The sequence below is a fragment of the Pseudobdellovibrio exovorus JSS genome (genome assembly GCF_000348725.1).
Classification (GTDB): Bacteria; Bdellovibrionota; Bdellovibrionia; order Bdellovibrionales; family Bdellovibrionaceae; genus Pseudobdellovibrio; species Pseudobdellovibrio exovorus.
On record NC_020813.1, the window covers coordinates 2386929 to 2406180 of the forward strand.

General features: G+C 38.4%; 15 protein-coding genes. 7 read left to right on the forward strand and 8 right to left on the reverse strand.

From position 1 onward, the window contains the following. The first annotated feature begins 112 nt into the window (after positions 1-112). Positions 113-1285, forward strand: coding sequence for an SGNH/GDSL hydrolase family protein (locus tag A11Q_RS11775; protein WP_015471046.1), 1173 nt, complete (start codon positions 113-115; stop codon positions 1283-1285). Between the two features lie 6 nt (positions 1286-1291). On the opposite strand, the gene A11Q_RS11780 is transcribed toward A11Q_RS11775, so the two are convergent. The 4 genes from A11Q_RS11780 to A11Q_RS11795 all read right to left on the reverse strand — a co-directional run bounded on the left by A11Q_RS11780 (position 1292) and on the right by A11Q_RS11795 (position 6317). After that, positions 1292-2935: an SGNH/GDSL hydrolase family protein gene (locus A11Q_RS11780; protein WP_015471047.1), complete on the reverse strand. Its 1644-nt coding sequence runs from the start codon at positions 2933-2935 to the stop codon at positions 1292-1294. Beyond that, positions 2925-4217 carry a hypothetical protein gene (locus tag A11Q_RS11785; protein WP_148284997.1) on the reverse strand — a complete coding sequence of 431 codons (1293 nt, stop codon included), beginning with the start codon at positions 4215-4217 and terminating at the stop codon, positions 2925-2927. The genes A11Q_RS11780 and A11Q_RS11785 overlap by 11 nt, the downstream gene beginning before the upstream one ends. Before the next feature lie 202 nt (positions 4218-4419). Then, positions 4420-5217: an NTP transferase domain-containing protein gene (locus A11Q_RS11790; protein WP_015471049.1), complete on the reverse strand. Its 798-nt coding sequence runs from the start codon at positions 5215-5217 to the stop codon at positions 4420-4422. Further along, positions 5214-6317 carry an SGNH/GDSL hydrolase family protein gene (locus tag A11Q_RS11795; RefSeq protein ID WP_015471050.1) on the reverse strand — a complete coding sequence of 368 codons (1104 nt, stop codon included), beginning with the start codon at positions 6315-6317 and terminating at the stop codon, positions 5214-5216. Before A11Q_RS11795 ends, A11Q_RS11790 begins: the two co-directional genes overlap by 4 nt. 138 nt (positions 6318-6455) lie before the next feature. Here A11Q_RS11795 and A11Q_RS11800 point away from each other — a divergent pair, with 138 nt between their 5' ends. After that, positions 6456-7622, forward strand: a complete 1167-nt coding sequence (locus A11Q_RS11800) for a radical SAM/SPASM domain-containing protein (RefSeq protein WP_015471051.1) — start codon at positions 6456-6458, stop codon at positions 7620-7622. A 9-nt stretch (positions 7623-7631) separates the two neighbouring features. Here the strand turns inward: A11Q_RS11800 and A11Q_RS11805 are convergent, their stop codons facing one another. Continuing rightward, positions 7632-9005: a twitch domain-containing radical SAM protein gene (locus tag A11Q_RS11805; RefSeq protein ID WP_015471052.1), complete on the reverse strand. Its 1374-nt coding sequence runs from the start codon at positions 9003-9005 to the stop codon at positions 7632-7634. Positions 9006-9101: 96 nt separating this feature from the next. Here A11Q_RS11805 and A11Q_RS11810 point away from each other — a divergent pair, with 96 nt between their 5' ends. From A11Q_RS11810 to A11Q_RS11820, 3 genes are all read left to right on the forward strand, one after another. Further along, complete coding sequence (locus A11Q_RS11810) at positions 9102-10331, forward strand: twitch domain-containing radical SAM protein (protein WP_015471053.1); 1230 nt, start codon at positions 9102-9104, stop codon at positions 10329-10331. Between the two features lie 83 nt (positions 10332-10414). Further along, positions 10415-11878 carry a twitch domain-containing radical SAM protein gene (locus A11Q_RS11815; protein ID WP_015471054.1) on the forward strand — a complete coding sequence of 488 codons (1464 nt, stop codon included), beginning with the start codon at positions 10415-10417 and terminating at the stop codon, positions 11876-11878. Continuing rightward, a complete protein-coding gene (locus tag A11Q_RS11820) occupies positions 11875-13221 on the forward strand; it encodes a twitch domain-containing radical SAM protein (protein ID WP_015471055.1) in 1347 nt (448 codons plus the stop codon). Before A11Q_RS11815 ends, A11Q_RS11820 begins: the two co-directional genes overlap by 4 nt. A gap of 28 nt (positions 13222-13249) precedes the next feature. Here the strand turns inward: A11Q_RS11820 and A11Q_RS13635 are convergent, their stop codons facing one another. Both A11Q_RS13635 and A11Q_RS13640 read right to left on the reverse strand, forming a co-directional pair. After that, positions 13250-14446, reverse strand: coding sequence for a radical SAM protein (locus tag A11Q_RS13635; RefSeq protein WP_015471056.1), 1197 nt, complete (start codon positions 14444-14446; stop codon positions 13250-13252). 1 nt (position 14447) lies between these two features. Next, complete coding sequence (locus A11Q_RS13640; RefSeq protein WP_015471057.1) at positions 14448-16598, reverse strand: twitch domain-containing radical SAM protein; 2151 nt, start codon at positions 16596-16598, stop codon at positions 14448-14450. 125 nt (positions 16599-16723) lie between these two features. Here A11Q_RS13640 and A11Q_RS11835 point away from each other — a divergent pair, with 125 nt between their 5' ends. Beyond that, positions 16724-17500, forward strand: coding sequence for a glycosyltransferase family 2 protein (locus A11Q_RS11835; RefSeq protein ID WP_015471058.1), 777 nt, complete (start codon positions 16724-16726; stop codon positions 17498-17500). A gap of 4 nt (positions 17501-17504) precedes the next feature. On the opposite strand, the gene A11Q_RS11840 is transcribed toward A11Q_RS11835, so the two are convergent. Then, positions 17505-18188, reverse strand: a complete 684-nt coding sequence (locus A11Q_RS11840) for a hypothetical protein (protein ID WP_041575273.1) — start codon at positions 18186-18188, stop codon at positions 17505-17507. 93 nt (positions 18189-18281) lie between these two features. Between A11Q_RS11840 and A11Q_RS11845 the strand changes: the two genes are divergently transcribed. Further along, a complete protein-coding gene (locus tag A11Q_RS11845) occupies positions 18282-19214 on the forward strand; it encodes a hypothetical protein (RefSeq protein WP_148284998.1) in 933 nt (310 codons plus the stop codon). Positions 19215-19252 lie beyond the last annotated feature (38 nt).

The window sequence follows — 19252 nt, forward strand, 5'->3', positions numbered from 1 at the left end:
TTTCTTCATACTCTAGCATAACGACTTAAAAGACATTATTTTGTTACACGATAGATGCCTCGTTATCGCTCTTTCTGAACCATAACGACCTCCTATACAAACAAGGATTATTGTGGCTGCATTTAGAAAAATTCTTATAATTAATACTCTTGGGATTCTTAGCATTTTAATCGCAGGGGAGATCTTTTTACGCCACAACCCTAAGGAGCCCGTTACGCTGAATGTGGATAATCCAGCAACATTTCAGCCTATCCTTACACCATCCGAACTTTTAGAAAAGTATGGCATTGATGTTAATTTTCAAATTGATCCAGAAAGGAAGGCAATTGACGAAAAAATTTTAAGTCTAACTCATCCTACAATTGATCTTTCTTACTCACCAGATATTGGGAAACTTTTTACGTCTTCAACTCTTCCAGCATCTGCCAAGATAACAAAAAAATTTATGCCGCCAAATGAAAATTATTTTGTTTACGATGTCGAATATAAACTAGACACATATAAACGCCGTGTGACCGAGCATCAAGACAAGAAGACTACCACAACGAAATTCTTTTTAGCTCTTGGAGATTCGTATACCTTTGGTGAAGGCGTTACGACTGGGTTCGACTATCCATCACAGCTAGCAAAAATTTTACCAAATAACTGGATGGTCTACAATTTTGGTCACCCTGGATACGGAATCAATGATCTGCTCTATAAAATTGAAACAGAACCCCATGCACTTGCAGGAGTGAAAGAAGCCTCTGGAATTGTCGTTTGGTACTTTATACCTGCACATCTAGAAAGGTTTTTCTGTCCGCTTTCCTGCTACAATGAAGACTTTGGACGCTACATCCTACATAAACCCTATTACACAAGTGAACAGGGTAAACTTATATACCATGGACGCTTTACGGATCGCCTTACCCTCTGGCACAAACTCTTAAGTTATCTTAATCGATCGCATCTATTCCAATACTTATATAAGATGTTTCCTGTCGACTACTCAGAGGAAGAGTTAGACACCTTTGCCGATGCTTTTGTCCAATTAAAAGAAAACCTCTCTGAACAAAAACAGATAGAGAAATTTTATTTTATTTCTACTTTTAATTTCAAAAATAAAGACGAATTGTTTCAACGTCTGCGCAACAAAGAAATTGATGTCGTCGATTTAACTAACATACCCTTCTATGCAATTCCACATAACACCCTTCCTTTTGACAATCACCCTACAGCGAATTTTTATCATGCCTTAAGCAAAGTGATTAAAGTGGACCTTATTGACACATTAAAACCCAAGTGAAGTGAATTACTTCACAGGCAGAATGTTTTGTCGTTGCAAATCGGTGATTAATTTCTCAACTAGAATTTGACTGCCTAGAGGCGTCATATGTCCAAAATCTTCAGCAAAGTTATCATTAAAAATGGCATCAAATCCTTTTTGTTCAACTGCTGTTTGGAAATTGTTCTGATTATCAACAAAAGCTATGCTTTTAAAGTCTACCAATAGAGTTTTTAATTCCTCGATACTCCTCATAGGATACTGCATGGCTACATGTTGGATCTTTTTCCCCTCGATGATCTTCGCAATTTGGACATAGTTTTCACGCGTTGGCGGAAATAATAAGAAGTTTTTCTTCCAATAACGAATATCTTTACCCTCAGATTCGTATTTTTTCCCCTGAGCTTTATATATCTCGGACTTAACATCTATTAGGTTCTGATTATTGGGATACTTCCGCAAAGCCTCATCTACAAATTTTTCCGCATTAACCCAGTCTTTCTGTGTTTGATAGAAAGCGATCAAATCTTTCCAAATAAAAAAGCCCATATCAGTTGGGTCATTCAATCCTATTTTTAAAATTTTTTCAGAATCTTTAAATCTTCCTTCGTTTCTATAGATACGAGCTAATGATACGATGACATTTCCATCAACGCTTCCGAGGCGAATCGCCTTTTCAAGATAACCTTTAGCTTCGACTTGAGTATCTTTCTGACTTTCCAGACTACAACCCAGTATCTTTAATGCCTCAATATTTTCAGGGTTGCTCTGCAAAGCCATTCTAGAATATTTCTGAGCTAGGCTTTGTCCATAACGATCTGATATACCAAAAGCAAAATGATATAAACTTGCAACTCTTACTTGAGCCAAATCACTCGGATTACCTTTGACATAATCCTCAAAAAATTTTTCAGCCTCGTTTTTATTACCTATTTCTAGCAAAGCTTGCCCCAAGTTGAACCTTATATAATTAGGAAGCTCTTCAAAGTTGAGCGCGCTTTTATATGCTTGAACAGCTTCCAGAAATCTCTTCGAACGAAACTCCCGTTCTGCCTGTTCCAGTAGCTCACGTTCGCTATCGCTTAAAAGCCTGATAGCTTCATAGTCCGTTTTCAGAAAGTTACGTTTTTCTACAGAGAGAGCTTGTTCTTCCTCTGGTTTTTGCGTTTGATTGTTTTTAAGCAAATCAAGATTGTGTCGTATCAACGTATAAAGTTTGTACAATTTAGAATACTTTAGAAGACCTGTTTCTCCACGAATCTGCCAACTGTCATTAATCCCTACCATAGTGATAACTATGTCTGGTTTATATAAGATCAAAAGACTTTCTAATGAAAGTGCAATCTTCTGGGTATCACTGCCAGCAACACCTTCATTTATGACATAATAGGTATTCGATCCATAAAGAGCATCTAGCTTTCTTTGCAAAACTGCGGGATACGAGTCCCCTAACCCCCAAGCAGTCGTGGATTCTCCGATACAAAGTATTACTTTACTTTCATTGCTTTTTTCTGAGGTGGAAGAAGCTATGGTCTTTGGATTATATGTCCGCTGTACATAATTGTAACCCCAACCTACCATGTATAATAAGGCTTCTGTTAACAACAGACCTAAAACCACCAAAAATATTTTTTGTAGCCAGCTTGTATGAACTTTAAGATCACGCCTCATGATCAATTCCATTTTTTTCAAAGCGCTGAACTAGGTAGATTAACAGGCCAAAAGTAAAAAATAGGAAAATTGAGTATATATATTTTAAATATCCAGCCGGGGCCAATATAAATAATATCGGCAATCGTATAGCTACTAGAACGGCCATGCTAGCTAATACAGAGTAACTTTTAAAAAGTAAAAGCATCATAATAGTAAAACAAAGAGGTAAAAGATAAGAGCCGAAAACTTTTACAAAAAGAATCTCGTTGTTAATACTAGCACTTAGAAGATTTTTATACCTTACAGCAAAGTTAGAAATCGGATAATCCTCACTTTTCAAAGACAATCGAGTCATAAATTCAGAAAAATCTTCGGGACTTTCTCGTAATGTATCTTGGAAGAAAAGAGGCCATGGCTCACCCAAATTCAACATACTTCTTGTTAGATATATCCTATTATCTAAGACAATCCTCCAGTTTTCTAGCAAAAGTACATGCGCACTTTTTTTGAATTTTTCCATTTGCTCAGAACTAATGTCCCAGTTTACTTTTCCGTGGTGAAACGGATCGATATCCACAGGATTAAATTTTGACTTTAAAGATTCTGTACTAATAACAGCATCTATGTTCGAAATATGCTCTTCTGATATTTCAGAAATTGGCTTTTCATAAAAAATTTGGCTTAGTGGCAAAACGTATGTTGTCAGTTGATAGTGATACGAGTAAGGGTTCGTATTTAGGTACTGTGGCAGTAATTTATAATACCCAAAGCCTAGCAACAATACGGATACAATATAAACTCTTAATTGGCTCCAATTCCACTGTTTTAGCCAATAGAATAAAATTGGCACGACTACTAAATAAACTTTAGCTTCTTGGCGAAGATCTCCCAAGACAACAACCAGAGCGGAAAAAAGTATGACATCAATGATACCTGTTATTTTTGAGATAAAGCACATTCCTAATAGCATCAATAGTAAAGAGAACAAAGTGTCCCTATTTTGAAACAACAATAATCCTTGATTGAAGGGATGAAGAGCCAAAAGAAAAAAACCAGCACATAAGAGCAACTTCTTTTTTTCTGATAAATTTGCCTTATCTAAAAAGCTCAATGCCTTGAACGACAAATACAAAAATAATAGAATGTTCATGATCGTTGGAAAACTTAAGCCACCTGTAATCATCATTCCTACAGATAAGAAAAAGGAGTAGGTCAAAGATTGCCATCCCCATGCATTTCCTTTGGTTAGCTCTGTTAAGGCAAACCCATCATCCACACTTGTAAAACCCGGTATGAACATATAGAAAAGCAATCCATACGAACAGCACAAAGCTAGAGCAAAAAATTTAATCTTTGTGTTCTTAATTTTTAAAAACTGCTTATAAAGACAGTATACACCCAGAGGAATTAAAAAGATTATTGTTATGTACGCAAGTATTTCACATATCTTAACAAATGGTGACGCTGAAAAGTAATGTAATCCACTTAACATTCTAATAATCCTATTTTTCGATTTTTTCTAATGGAAATTTAAGATTACGATTTTCAACAAAGTAGCAGATTTCATTTTCGCTATTAAGAGCTCGCTTTAAATCATTCGGTGCAACAGCAAGATACTTTTCCTCAGTACCAACATCTGTCCAGTTGATATCAATCGTATTTAAAACATCTGATTTCACTATTTCATTAAATCCTGCGGCTAATTGCTTTTCTTTAGAGTCTTCAGTTTTTTCTGCGACAAGACCTTTCCAAAATAAATCTTTGGACTTTATAAAGGCTAGACCTGTAAAAGCTTTTGATTGTACATCTGTTACCAAGACCTTATCTCGTATCTCGGTTACGCGGTCAGATTGTAAAATGACATTACAGTAATTTTTCGTCTCATCCGTATCAATGGATGACACAGCCAACCAGTTTTTATCAATTGGAAAGCTCTGAGTATCATCAGTCCATAGTGTATCCGCTGTAACAAGGTAAAATGCTCTGGTTAAAGCTTCCTTGCAACACAAAACGGAATGTCCGGGGCCACTACCTATTCCATTATAATTTTCGACTGTGACATAGGTCACTAGTAACGCAGGATGAGCCAATGACAGATATTGTTTTACTTGCTCTGCCTTGTTCCCTACGGCGATCACAAATTCTGTACCTTGTGGGAACTTCGCGATTATATGGCTTAATACTGCTTTTCTATCTAACGGAAAAAGTGACTTATTTAGCGTTTTTGCCAAACTTCCCATTCTTTTCCCCTGTCCTGCGGCTAGGATACAAACCTGTGGTAATTGTATTTTGTTACTCATTTAACTATTTTCGCCAATTCTCGAGCCAGCTCGCGTCCTAGAATTTCTGAAGCATGCTCATTAAAGTGAACTGGATCTTTATAGACTGGTCCTGCATCAGCTAATATTCCTCTGTAGTCAAGATAGTCCAATAACCCTTGTTTTTTAAATTCAATCAACCCTTTTAGAACCAAAGAATAGAAGTGTTCAAAGGCTTCTTCTCGACGACGTACATCTTCTATCCATCTGTGCAAGTCATCCATGTTTCCATACCATTCATTTTCTATAACTGTCAGCTCACCACCATAGTAATAGTTCGGCTGAAGCACCACCACATATTTAGAACCTTTTTTGTTAGCCAACAGCGCTGTCGCTAAAACATTATTTAGAAAGTTGTCAGCAACTTCTTGAATCAACTGTGATGACGGACCTTCTAAAGTCGTTTGAAAAGGGTCATGTATATCAGATGACAATTGAATAGGAGATGCTGGTTTCGTCTTAGACGTCATCACATGATAAAGTGTAAAAATATTACTTTTCCGAACAAAGTTTTTAACCTTTTCCGATGTCTTATCAGGATCTGGGTAACCTTTTTTAAAAACTAACTCAAAGGCATAGTTAAATTCATGATTTCCAATAGGAAGAGTTCTGAACAAATAAAAATAGGCATCATTAAAACCCGTTAATGAAATAATCACCTGAGGAATTATTTTTTTGTTAAAAATATAATTCTTATAAGACGCAGACTCTTGATTAGAAACATAGCCTGGCACACCCAGATTAATTAAATTTGTTTCGCTCCCCCATTTTGCCTTTAGGTCATCTTCTAAATAACGGAAAAATGCTCTTTCCCTGTCAACAACACCCACTCCATTCGCAGTCGAGCCCCCAAGAAGCACTATCGACTTCGGATTTAATCGATCCATTTGGCCATACATAGGATATGGATAAGCACGAAACCCCAAGTACGGATCGTAATCATACGAAGTCATGTAACTATAGTTATATATATGGTCTGGTTTTTTAATATAAAGGAAGCTCAATGACGCGAGCAATTCCATAAGGACCAAAATAGCTGTAAGAACCGCTACATTTATCAAAAGAACTTTAAATTTTGACATAGGTTTATCGTAGAACCTCTCTATCTGAAATTCGACCAATATCTCGTGACGCGCTGCTGTTATTGGGACAGTCTCAAATCACTACAATCTACATTGTATCTATACATTTTCCCTTCTTGAAAATAGAATTTGAATAGAATGTTCTTCAGAAAAAAAAGTCCTATTCCGAGTAAGTCCACTGCAGATTATCGTGCCACTCGATACACTCCCTCCAATAAAACTGTCACTTACTTTGATAATTCAAAACACTACGAAGTCTTGAAAAAAGTTACCTGCTCTACTCCATTCACAGCATTTCATATAAATCCAGATGGCAATATAGCTAACTGCTGTTTCTATTGGATGCCCACTTTTATCGGTAATATTACAGAAACAAGTCTACTGAAGATTATAGATGGCACTGTCTCGCGCGAGGCCAAGCAATCCGTGCAGGATGGTTCGTTTAAAATGTGCGACTCGAATATCTGTCCTGTTATGATTGACTATATCCATGCAGGAAAAGTGACCGAGCCATTAATGCCTCTAGAAAAACTTCCAGAAATTAATCAGAAAAAACTTCTTCTTTTTTTAGATTACGATCAATCTTGTAATTTATATTGTGGCTCTTGCCGGAATGAGCGGATATTACACTCTTTAAATAATGCTCCTGCGAAACTTTTGCAGATACACGAAGCTGTCACTCGACAAATTCAAGAGTTGTTAGAAGGTGGCTACCAACTAACTTTGCAAATTACCAGCTCTGGTGATGGATTTGCTTCACCTTTCTATTGGAGCTTTCTGCAAAATATCAAACAAGATGATAACTTTAAAATTCGTTTCGCTACCAATGGTACCCTGATGACACGTGAACGATTAATGCATCCGTATGCTCAGAAAATCGATCATATTGAAGTTTCTATTGATGCCGCCTGCGAATCGACTTATGAAAAAATTCGACGTGGCGGCAACTTCAAAGCACTTGTAAAAAATTTGAATAATTTAGATTCCATGATTTCAAATCGTGAATTAACCAACATCGGTAAGTGGAATATGAATTTTGTAGTTCAAAAAGATAACTATAAAGAAATGGCTGATTTTGCCCGCTGGGCTTTATCCTATAAAAACCTCAATCGTGTATGGTATCTACTTATCTATGATTGGGGACATTTATCACCTCAAGAATTTGCTTCTAAAGCCGTTTGGTATGAAGATCACCCAGAACATCAAGATTTCTTAACAGCGTTGAAGGACCCCGTATTTGATGATCCTCGTATATTTTTAGGGAATGTCGGCGCACATCGAAAGAAAGCTTTCGCTCAAATATAAATAACCACCCTAGGAGTTCCACCACTGGGACAAGGCTGGATTTCTTTCGTAAATCTGTTCTATAGTTAAACGGGATTCTTCCCCATCTTTTCTATAGCGAGCTAATCTACGTTGTTGATCACGTCCTCGTAAAAAGCCCTCTTGATAAGTGTCAGGATAAGCTTCTTCAAATGTAGGACGATTTTTCATTTCTTTTAGTGTTTCCACCAAGACCATTGTTTTTGAATTGGCCTTGGGTTCGATTTCACGAAGCAAATCATCTAGAATAGAATGTAAGACTTTTTTTGGAGCCGCAAAAGGCGAAAGTACGATGCTTGGATCAAAAGCAAAAACGATTTTCACATACATCTTCACATCAAGTTCTATAGCTAAATCGTGAAGCTCTTTCATTCCGAAGAGACCTGGTAACGTCAAAGTGACATCCATGATAAGAGAGTCTGCACCTCTTTTTTTCATGTAAGGCAGGCCGCTTTTGAAGTTTTCTAGCCACTTTTCCCAATTAAGTCCAGTTCGGACAAACTCTCCGACCTTACCCGCAGCATCAATACTCGCGCACACATTGTAAGATTTAAAGTGAGGTAAAATATCATCGAATAGATGAACGCCTTTATGAACTATTTTACTGAGGTTCGTATTATACCGAACATGTACATTTTTAGAAAATCCAAGGTCTACCAAATCTTGCATGTACCGCCAGTGCTGTTCCCACATCAACGGCTCACCACCAACCCAGTAGATTTCTTCCATAGTACCGCTGGTAATAGCCCGAGCAAATTCCTGTTCCACCACTTCACGCTGAAACTTTTTAATTTCAGCATTTATATGTGGCTGCATCCAGATATCACGATTAGGATCCCACTCTGAATACTGACGTTTTTCTTGCTCCCAGCTAGACGAGAGTGGCTCGCCGCACATGCGACACTTGAAATTACATGTATTGGCTAATCGGTAATCGTATGAAACTGGTCTCATGCTTGTTCGACCTGTATCATCCGTTAAATCATAGGCTTTCTGAATATGATGTGGAAAAAGGACCTTATTGAAGTAACTTTTGTAGGTATAGATATTCAATACCTGTTCGTTACAAACCATACACTCTGCTGGGGCTTCACCAGAAAGCATCTTTCGACGTATTGAACGCATATGATCGCTATTCCAATGTTCTTCTAATGTAAGAGGCTGATACGACGCTGTTTTTCCTTCACCAGCCTGATCAATGTACTGCTGCATGAACGAATGTTGCTCTCGACTAGCACAGCACATACGTCTTTCGGATTGAGGCGAAATATAGGTGTGAGTCCACGGCGCTATACAAAACGCGTTGTTCTTCGAAAACGGAATTCGTTTTTTGATTTTTTGATCGTCGTCTTGTCCGTTAGCCATTACCAATCCTAGCAGCTAAATCCTACCATCTGTTCTGCTGCAAAAAGAAACTTAAATTATTTGAAATGGCGCATTAGCTGTGGGAGAGTCATCTTAATGGACTCAAAAACAATTTGCGTGCTGGCATGGAATCATCTTGCAACTCATCCCGGTGGAGAGGTCAGTCTTTGTTGTATCTCGGACCATCGTGATGCCGCCAGCATGGCTAAGAACAGTCAATCGCAGTTGTTAAATCTTACAAAAAATTCTTTAGATGAAATTTTGAATAGTGAAGTTTTCTGTAATACGCGCAAACAAATGCTGGAAGGCAAACGCCCGCCAATCTGTGAAGTCTGTTATCGCCATGAAGACGCTGGTTTACAAAGCAAAAGACAATATGAAAATGCTCAATACCCTAAAACTTTGAAACAAGTTAAATCCCGAACAGACACATCTGGTGCTGTGTCTTTAGATCTTGAATTCTTAGAACTCAGACTCGGCAATCTTTGTAATTTAAAATGTCGTACATGTAATCCCGCTTCAAGCTCGAAATGGACAACAGACTATGAGGCTCTTAGTTCAGAGTTGAATTACCTAACTCAATATAATTGTAAAAACGAAGGCTTTTCATGGCCTGAAAAATCAGAGGTCTGGGACGGCTTACTTACAGCATCTTCCAAGAGTCTAAAAACCATCTACATTAATGGCGGCGAGCCAATGCTCAGCCAAAAACACTTTTCTTTTTTACAAAGCCTTATTGAAAAAGGCGATGCTAAAAAAATCGAATTAATCTATAGCATTAACTGCACTCTTCTTTCCCCTAAAGCCCTTGATCTGTGGCCTCATTTCAAAAAAGTTGTCGTTAAAGTTTCTGTAGATGATTTGGATAAACGAAACAAATATATCCGATATCCAGCTGACTGGAATGCCATCGAAAAAAATCTGCAAACTTTGAAAAAGCTCCCTCTTGAGCTTTCACTTATGCAAACAGTCAGCGCCTATAACTTCTACTATCTTGATGAGTACTGGAGCTGGGCTCAACACCTGAACCTACCTGTAGCTTACAACTACGTAAACGATCCAGAGTACCTAGGACCCAAGGCCTTACCTTTGCCTATACGGCAGAAAAAAATAGCTCAATTGAAAGGCCACATAGCCTCTGATAAATGGAATGAGCTACATAGCCTATTTTCAAATACAGATTATCCCGAGCTGACCAACAAGTTTATTGAGTACACGCGCTCATTAGACCGCTTACGTAAAGAGCGCTTCACAGAAGTCTTCCCAGAGCTAGCTGCCGAATTTTCTCAGCCTGAGTGCTTTGAAGTGTCTAATGCGTCGCAATGACTTTCAATTTAAAATTTCATTTTGAAACATGAGTTTATAATCTAACTGAAACTAATTTTTGTGGTACACTTAGCAAATTACGAATGAAAAAGCCCAATGAGTCTTACTTAGACTATAAAAAACGAGTTATTGATCCTATCTCTGATAGCTTCTGTGGAGCTAAGTGGTATAACGCTTCGATTTGGCTAGGACATGGAGCTTCTACTAGCTGCCACCATCCTCCGGCTCACAAAATTCCACTGAATGAACTTCATCAGAATCCACGTTCACTTCATAACACCATTCACAAAAAAACCATGCGTGCCTTGATGTTGAAAGGGGAACGCCCCCCCGAATGCGAATACTGTTGGAAAATCGAAGATATCAAACGTGGTAATGTTAGTGATCGTGTATTTAAAACGGTTATTTATGATGATGAGCTTTTAAAAGAAGCCCAGAACTCCCCCCCTTCGGCTGATATCAATCTTAGAACTTTAGAAATTGCTTTTGAGCGCACTTGTAACTTTGCTTGCTCATACTGTAATGCTGGTTTCAGCTCAAGATGGGGACAAGATATCAAGCAAAATGGTCCCTATCAGAATTTACTTACAGATGGCGCCGGAGCCTATCATCACGATGGCAGCTGGGCCGAGCCTTATAAAAAAGGTGAATATAATCCCTATGTCGAAGCCTTTTGGAAGTGGTGGCCAGAACTATCACAAACCTTACAGGAATTACGTATCACGGGTGGCGAACCTTTGATGTCAGATGAGGTTTGGAAACTCTTTGATTACTTTAAGACCCATGGTAGCCCAGAGCAGATGACCTTTTCTATCAATTCAAATCTGGGCGCTAAAGCTGATTTAATTGATCGACTTATTGAACGTAGCCATTACGTTAAGAACTTTCAACTTTACACCAGCTGCGAAACAACTGGATTACAAGCTGAATATATTCGTGATGGATTAGATTACGAATACTACAAAAGTAACGTCATCAAAATCTGTAAGAATGCAAACATCAAGTCTTTGAATATCATGATGACCATCAACTCTTTGTGTTTATTCGGCATTACAGATTTCTTGGATTGGATGCTCTCGGTAAAAAAAGAGTTTGGCTATTTTTTCCCTGTTTTTAGCGTCAATATTTTGCGCTTTCCCAGCTTTATGAGTCCATTGGCTCTACCCGATGAAGTCAAAGCGGAAAGACAACGCGCCATTCAACAGTGGATTGTAGCCAATGAACAAAATTCCCTCTTACACGAGATGGAAATTGAAGGCTTAAAGCGTTTAGTAGACTATCTTGATGTCGTAAAAACTCCCCATAAGAAAGCCACGGATGATCAAGCTCGATTATGGAAAGACTTCAAATCATTCTATTTACAATATGATAAAAGACGTAAAAAAGATTTCGTCACGACATTTCCTGAACTAGCTGAATGGTTTAATCAAATTCCAGATCAAAATTTAAAAACAAAGCAACCCCTGATCAATGGCGATGCTACCGAAGGTTTTCACGACCCAGACTGGGTAAAAAAAGAAGCCAAAAAAGCTGGTCTTATTAAATGAAGAAGAATAACGAAACCTACTTGCAATACAAACAGCGAGTTATCGATCCGGTTTCGTCATCTTTCTGTGCGGCAAAATGGTACAATGCAACCATCTGGTTAGGCAGTGGGCGTACCGTCAGCTGTCACCACCCCCCAGCCCATCAGATCTCTATCGACGAGATCAAAAAAAATCCACGTGCTATCCATAATACTCCTGTGAAAAAAAAGTGCCGTGCACAAATGCAAAAAGGTGAACGTCCTAGCGAATGTGAGTATTGCTGGAGAATTGAAGATATCCATCGTGACAATATTAGCGATCGAGTCTTCAAGACCATGATTTACTCAGAGGAAGATCTGCAAAAAATCGCAACTCTACCTGCTGATCAAGATGTAAATTTAAAAACATTGGAAATCGCCTTTGATCGGACCTGCAACTTCGCCTGTTCCTATTGTAGTCCAACCTACAGCACAAAATGGGTCCAAGATATTCGCCAACAAGGACCATATAAAAACTTCTTAACAAAAGAAGGCGTTGAGTACACTTCGGATAGCCCATGGGCCGCACCTTTCAAATCCACTGAGCAAAATCCCTATATTGAAGCTTTCTGGAAATGGTGGCCAGAACTCTCCCAAAGCTTACAGGAAATTCGCATCACAGGCGGGGAACCTCTGATGTCAGCTGATGTCTGGAAATTTTTTGATTTCTTCGAAAAAAACCCTTCAGATATGCTCTTTTCGATGAATTCAAATTTGGGTAGCCCAAGAGCACTGATAGAAAAACTAGCTCAAAAGAGTCATTTCTTAAATAAGATGGATGTGTACACGAGCTGTGAGTCCACATTCGGACAGGCCGAATATATCCGTGACGGAATGGATTTCAATCATTACTTATCCAATGTCCACTACCTATTAGAAAATGCAAAAATACGCTCGTTGCATTTTATGATGACGATCAACTCTTTATGTTTATACTCCATAACCGATTTTATCGAAATCGTGATGGGACTGAAGTCTCAATATGGTAGCGCCTGTGGTTATGTCACTTTGAATATTTTACGCCACCCTGGTTTTATGAGTCCATTAGCCTTGCCAGATGAATTACGCGATGCTCGTCATAGACAAATAAAAGGATGGTTTGAAAAAAACAAAGACTCTCAGTTTTTAGCTGAAATTGAAAGAGACTCTATTCAGCGTCTTATTGACTACTTAGAAGTGGTTAAAACTCCTTACGAAAACTTTCAAGAGAAAGAACGCCTTTGGAAAGACATGAAATCTTTCTATCAACAGTATGACAAAAGACGTAATAAAGATATTACCCAGACATTCCCAAAAGAATTCGTCGACTGGTATCAGTCCGTATAAATAGAAGCGATTACTGCTTTTAAAAAATTTAATCGTCTAAGCGATGTTTGAAACACCACTGACAACGGGGGTCCCGCGGAGATCGGGTTAGTAATTGTTTTCTGAAGTCCAAATATTTAGGTGAATTCCAAATAGATCCTAAATCCTGTGATTTTAAATTTCCCATAACCAACATGTCAGGATACATCATATGATTACAGGTGCCCACTTTCGCCTCATAATCAACATAGATAAAGCTCATCGGTTTAAAACACTTTTGATGTACAGAAACACGACGTGTATCAATAATCGCCCTGTCGATTTCTTGCATGTTATTTTCATTCCAGTATTTTTCATCTAGAACACCGAAGTTAGGATTCTGAGGATACACATAACGGCTCACTTCACGAATAAGCTCTGGATTGATTTTTTCTGTAAATAGATGATTATTAAAAATCACGCTAACACCAAGAGCTTTACCCGCTTCTAGAGCTTCTAAACTAAATTTTTGAATAGCTGATTTATTATAAGCTTCAATATCGGTTTGAAAATGCCAGCCTTGTACAATCTTAAACTGTACTTCTGGCACTTCGTAGCGATGGGCCAGCTCTACAATCGCCTTCATTTCATGAATATTGTCTTTTTGGATCGTCGAAATAAAATAAATAAACCCTTTACCATATTTCCGGCGCGCCTCTTTTATCGCCTCTAAGTTCTTTTGAATAATAGAAAACTTACTGCGTACACGGATCTTTTCAAACGTCTCGGCCGTTCCACCATCACAGGAAAACCCTAATGAAAACCCCATCTTCATTAAACGATCCCACATCTGAGGCTTAGGCACCCCCAGATTAGTTACTAAATGCCAATCGACATATGGGAATTTTTCTAGATACTCTAGTGCTTCATCCCAATAAGACAAAATCGTAGTTTCACCAAAACCGCGTAAGTCCACAAACGTCGCCAAGGGAAATAGCTGATCTGCGAGCTTTTTAAAAGTCTCGATAGGCATGTTCAAGTTAGTATCGTACTTTTGGAACTTCTTTTCCCATGACTGTGGGCACATAACACATTTAAAGTTACAGTTCTGGGTCAGTTCGACTATGGCCTTGAATGGCAAACTTTCTGGCTGAATCTTTCCTTGCTCATATTCAGACCAAGATAATCTGATATTTTGAACTTTGCGTTTCCAAATTTCTAAAAGTTCAGCCTCAGAATAAGAAGGAATGTTATCTAATATCGCCATACTAGATCAGCCCTCTTTCGTGATGTCTTTGACATAACTCCCAGAATTCTTTCATTTCTGGGAATGTCTGAACAAAATTGGTCTGGCGACGGCGATCGTGTTCTGAAAAAAACTGATAGAACCGCGATCTTTGAGTATGTAGAAAACTATCTGAGACCGGCTGGCGCATCCATTCTTGTATACGCTTCATTTTAATTACATGGTGATCCAAAAAGCCCATTTCTGTACTTCCTGAATTGAGCCAATGGTTTTCCTCGATATAGTGAACTATATCTTCTAAGTAGCCTTGATATTCAGATGGTAAAACTTTAACTGTTTGATACTCAGGATGTCTTAAATACGCAAAATCAATATCTAACGGAAAAATTCGACGAGCATGACGTTGTCTGAGGTTAACTTCCATAACTTTTTTAAGAAGATCTTTAAATGAAGTTATGCTCAAAGCGTTGAACGTACACATAATATAAACTTTCATCTGCGGCACACTTTGAAGAAGCTTTTCTAAATTCTGCCAAAAGTATTCATTCTTTAATCCGTGACGTATATATTCAGCACGTGGACCAAAAGCATCAATACTCGTAAAGACTTCGACTGTTTTTACTGATTTTTTTTCATATACCTCACGACATAAATCAATAAACTTGTCGACTAGTACAGGAGGAGCACCCAAATTTGTATTAATAGAAAGACTCATGTTTGGGATAGGCTCTTCTACTAAGCTTTCTAAAACCTTGAATGTACTTGGCGAAAGTAATGGCTCGCCACCCGTAATGCGCAAAGTATGAATATCGTCTTTTAAGTGTGGCCACCATTTCCAAAAAGTTTGAACATACTTATTATCTTCTTCTTTTATAATTTCCTTAGTGCTGGCCCCTGACATTGTTTGATAGTTTCCAAACTTATTCAGTTCTTCAGCCCATGTCGAAGAATAATCAGCAGAACAATAGCTGCACTTGAACTGGCACTTATTACTAAAACTGATCTCAATATATCGAGGGTTAATTTTTTCTGAATATGGATTCTTAACGATAGTTTCAAACTGATTTAATGAATATGGTGCCGCCGACTTAATAATTCTATCGCTAACTTCATTACTTTTTAAGTCCTCAATATTCCAACAATAATCGCACTCAGAAGGACGCTTGCCCTGTATCATCATTTTGCGTTGCTTGATTTTATAATCTGTATTGTGCAAAGAAGAGAAGTTCTCATCTAATTTTTGTGTCGGTATCTTATGCACTGGAGGATGGTGACAAGAATGGGTAGTTCCACTTTCTAGATGAAGAGTTGTTGTCGTCCATTTAGCCAAGCAAAAGGTCGGACTAACTTTGTTCAACTGATTTTTTGTCGCCACCAAAGTTTTTTCAGTTATCTGAGGGTCAAATTGAGCACAGTAATCCCAAAAATCTTTCAAGAATGGAAAACTATATAAAAAGCTTTTCCCGTCTTCTTGTTCTTTTTTTAAAAGTGCCAGACAAGTATTAATATTGAGTTTACGTTTTTCTGGCAAGCTGATGCCATTTAAAGACTGGTGATGAATGGCCTCCACATGATCAACATCTGAACTCTGGTAGCCAGTTAAGTGAGCGCGCTCTGAAGAAAGCCTTTGTGACAAAAAATCTTTTAAAATTTGCAGTTGTCCCAGAACCTCTTCCGTTCCTTCTTTTAGAAGCATCCACGGAGCCTGCGTTTTCTCAACAAAGTTAATGCAAATAGGTAACACCCTATTATGGTCACTAAAGCCCGAGCGTTTAAAACGCCCATTCAAATCTAAAATTTTTTCTAAGTTAAATGAAAAATTATAAATCGAAATTAAATCCAGTTCGTAATCCAAATTCCATGTTAATTGCTCATGTCCTTCTAGAAAGACAGAAAGGACCTGCCAAAACCTTTCTTCATTCCCACCAATAGCAAAAAAATCTAAATACGCCTGTGAAGGAGGGATCTTGGTTTTAATTTGTATTTGAGGCTTATTTCTTAAAAGCTTGACCAGTTGCGAGGCTGATTTTAAATCCGAGTTTAAGAGCACCCCTAATGGCAAGTTTATAAGATACTCTTGCGAATCCCGAGATTCGAAGTCGCTCGCTAGCTTTTTCTCTATTTCAGAAAAAGATAATAAATTTTCTTGGATATCTATTATCGCCTGTTTCAAATTCTTTCTCTGTATGAATGTAATGAACTCTTAGATTCTCATCTTAACACAGTTAACTTTTGAATCTATTTTTTTGTCACCACCATCTCATTGCGCTACGCACAAACTTATCCTATGATTTACTCATGAAAATTGCTCTGGCTATCCCTTGTTACAACTGTGAACCTCAAATCTTACGAGTTATCTCAGAGCTGCAAGAGGTTATCAAAACAGAGGCTCAAATTGAAACTGTGTTCCTCATCGACAACATCAGTCAGGATAACACTCCGCAAGTGGCTTTGGACTTCATCAAAAAAAATGAACTCTTGGGCTTTAAAGTATTTCAAAACTCCACGAACATCGGCCTTGGGGGGACTCATAAAGTGGCGTTCACTCTTGCTAAAAGCGCAGGAGCAACCCATCTTCTGATCTTACACGGAGACCACCAAGCCACGGCCTATGATATTCCTCAACTGATTGCTCTATCTAAAAAACATAATGGCATCACGGTCTTGGGGTCACGCTTTTCAGATACATCTTTGCTTTCGGGCTACAGCCTGACACGAACATACGGAAACATCGCTTTAAATATGCTCTATAGTCTTTTTACTTTCAGAAAAATTTCAGATTTAGGTTCGGGACTTAATCTGTTTCGCCTAAGTGATTTTGATAGTCATTTAGCAGATGGATCCTATCAGAATTTTGACAATGGCTTTACGTTCAATATGGACCTACTGCTTCATCTTGTACGCACCAACACTTCATTTTTGTATTCACCTATTCGTTGGTCCACGACAGATCAAATCTCTAATGCCAAAGCACTGCAAGTGGGATTTAAAACTTTAGTAAAACTTTTCAAATGGCGTGTGGGTTATAACAATAGGAATAATTCTCACAAAGAAACTCGCGAGCTAACGACTTAATTTATTATGGCTTTGCTTGTTCTGGCTTAATTTGGTCTTCACTTACTTGCGAAGATGATTCTGGAAACTTTTCTTGTACTGTATAGCGCAGACCTAACATCACGGCATAGTGATCGGCTTTTTCACCAGGCTTCGGTGTGACCGAGTAAGAATAGCGTGTATCTAAAACTGCTCCCCAAAGTCCTTGGTTCCACAGTTCAAATTGCACCGCCAAGTCTACCCCATACTCAACCGTATCATGGGCCGAAGTTTTGACTTCAGACCCCACAGGAGCATTAGTGTAAAGCACAACAGGGTCTCCGGATGAATAGGCGGAAAAGAAACTCAACGAAGCAGATAAGTACTCTTTAAACCACCAACGATATCCCATCGTCACATGGTACAGACCATTTTTTTCAACAGTCTCAATGCCATTTTGTTCTGAGTAATAGTATTTATTCAGATAGTGAATGCCCACTTCTAAGCTTCCACGTTCATTCACATCACCTAGAACCACTAACCCCCATCCCGTTAGGATTGGAGAAGTCGTTCCAGACGCTGTGGTTTCAAAATTGCTCTTGTGAAAATAGGGCCCCAAATACGTAGAAATATTCCCCTCTGACGGAGTGTAGGCCCAAAGGGAATTTGAATAGCCTAATAAAAAAAAACAAATTAACATTTTGATGTTGAGCATTTTAATATGGGCCACAAGGGAAGCATACGGGTGAGACTTTATAAAATTCAATCAAAATTTTATGGCCTTACTTGCTTGCGTCAGTTTTTCGCCATTCTGTTTCTAGCTATGAGTTTATTAACTTCACAGAGCTTTGCCCAAAATGAAACTGGGCCCTTAGAACAGACTGAAGAGGAACCTGAAGAAACTGCGGCACAGGCCTTTGAACGACTTTTCATAGATAGCAATGTTGTGATTTCAAACTGGTTTGACAGCGTCGCCGAGGGAATTGACCTTTTCTTCGTTAATAAAAAAATCACAGATGAGCCGAGCAAGATCAACGCTCGCTTGATCAATGGCAGTTACATTAAAGAGGGTGAAGGCTACATCAATAGAACGGCTTTAAGTGTCAGTCCTCGCTTTCATAATCTGGAAAAATACTGGAATCTGAAGTTTTCGACTTACGATGAATTAGAAGATGGACGTGGTGTGCGTCGTGGTTTCCTTCGTCAAACCCCGCGCGAACAAAACTATGGTGCGACTGTTGGACTTTTCCGTCGCTTAGGAGCTGTTCGTGTGGCCTTTCAACCGCGTATTGAGCTACAAGACCCATTACAAGTTTCACATTCTTTGGGTTTTGAAAGCGTCTGGGACTTTCAAACATTTAAAGCAAATCCCAAGCTCGAGTTCTATGCTAGCGCCTCGAAAGGCCCTGGCACATTTCACTCGATGAACTTCAATTTTTATTTAAGTGATATCTATTCCCTAACATGGATTAACGAAGGTGATTACGAAGCCAACGCCCACAAATATTCGGTCACGACAGGTTTAACCTTAGGGCAACAACTGAGCGAAACCACGTCTATGAGCTACAGCTTATTAACCTATGCTGATAATCGTGATAATTATCACCTGAACGGATACAACTTATCCCTTTCATGGTATCAGCTCATTTATAATAAAATTTTAGATTACCAGATAATTCCCCACTTGGATTTCAGACAGGATGACGAATTCCGAGGACGTGCTGGTTTAACTTTTCAATTCACAGTCTATTTTTAAGTCTTCGCCCTATTCACCCTAATAATTTTCGTCTGAGC

Bases quoted from the DNA above. Each gene is read 5' to 3' on its own strand.
- A11Q_RS11780 (WP_015471047.1), bottom strand. From the start codon at position 2,935: ATGAGGCGTGATCTTAAAGTTCATACAAGCTGGCTACAAAAAATATTT.
- A11Q_RS11785 (WP_148284997.1), bottom strand. From the start codon at position 4,217: ATGTTCATACCGGGTTTTACAAGTGTGGATGATGGGTTTGCCTTAACA.
- A11Q_RS11790 (WP_015471049.1), bottom strand. From the start codon at position 5,217: ATGAGTAACAAAATACAATTACCACAGGTTTGTATCCTAGCCGCAGGA.
- A11Q_RS11795 (WP_015471050.1), bottom strand. From the start codon at position 6,317: ATGTCAAAATTTAAAGTTCTTTTGATAAATGTAGCGGTTCTTACAGCT.
- A11Q_RS11800 (WP_015471051.1), top strand. From the start codon at position 6,456: ATGTTCTTCAGAAAAAAAAGTCCTATTCCGAGTAAGTCCACTGCAGAT.
- A11Q_RS11805 (WP_015471052.1), bottom strand. From the start codon at position 9,005: ATGGCTAACGGACAAGACGACGATCAAAAAATCAAAAAACGAATTCCG.
- A11Q_RS11810 (WP_015471053.1), top strand. From the start codon at position 9,102: ATGGACTCAAAAACAATTTGCGTGCTGGCATGGAATCATCTTGCAACT.
- A11Q_RS11815 (WP_015471054.1), top strand. From the start codon at position 10,415: ATGAAAAAGCCCAATGAGTCTTACTTAGACTATAAAAAACGAGTTATT.
- A11Q_RS11820 (WP_015471055.1), top strand. From the start codon at position 11,875: ATGAAGAAGAATAACGAAACCTACTTGCAATACAAACAGCGAGTTATC.
- A11Q_RS13635 (WP_015471056.1), bottom strand. From the start codon at position 14,446: ATGGCGATATTAGATAACATTCCTTCTTATTCTGAGGCTGAACTTTTA.
- A11Q_RS11835 (WP_015471058.1), top strand. From the start codon at position 16,724: ATGAAAATTGCTCTGGCTATCCCTTGTTACAACTGTGAACCTCAAATC.
- A11Q_RS11845 (WP_148284998.1), top strand. From the start codon at position 18,282: ATGAGTTTATTAACTTCACAGAGCTTTGCCCAAAATGAAACTGGGCCC.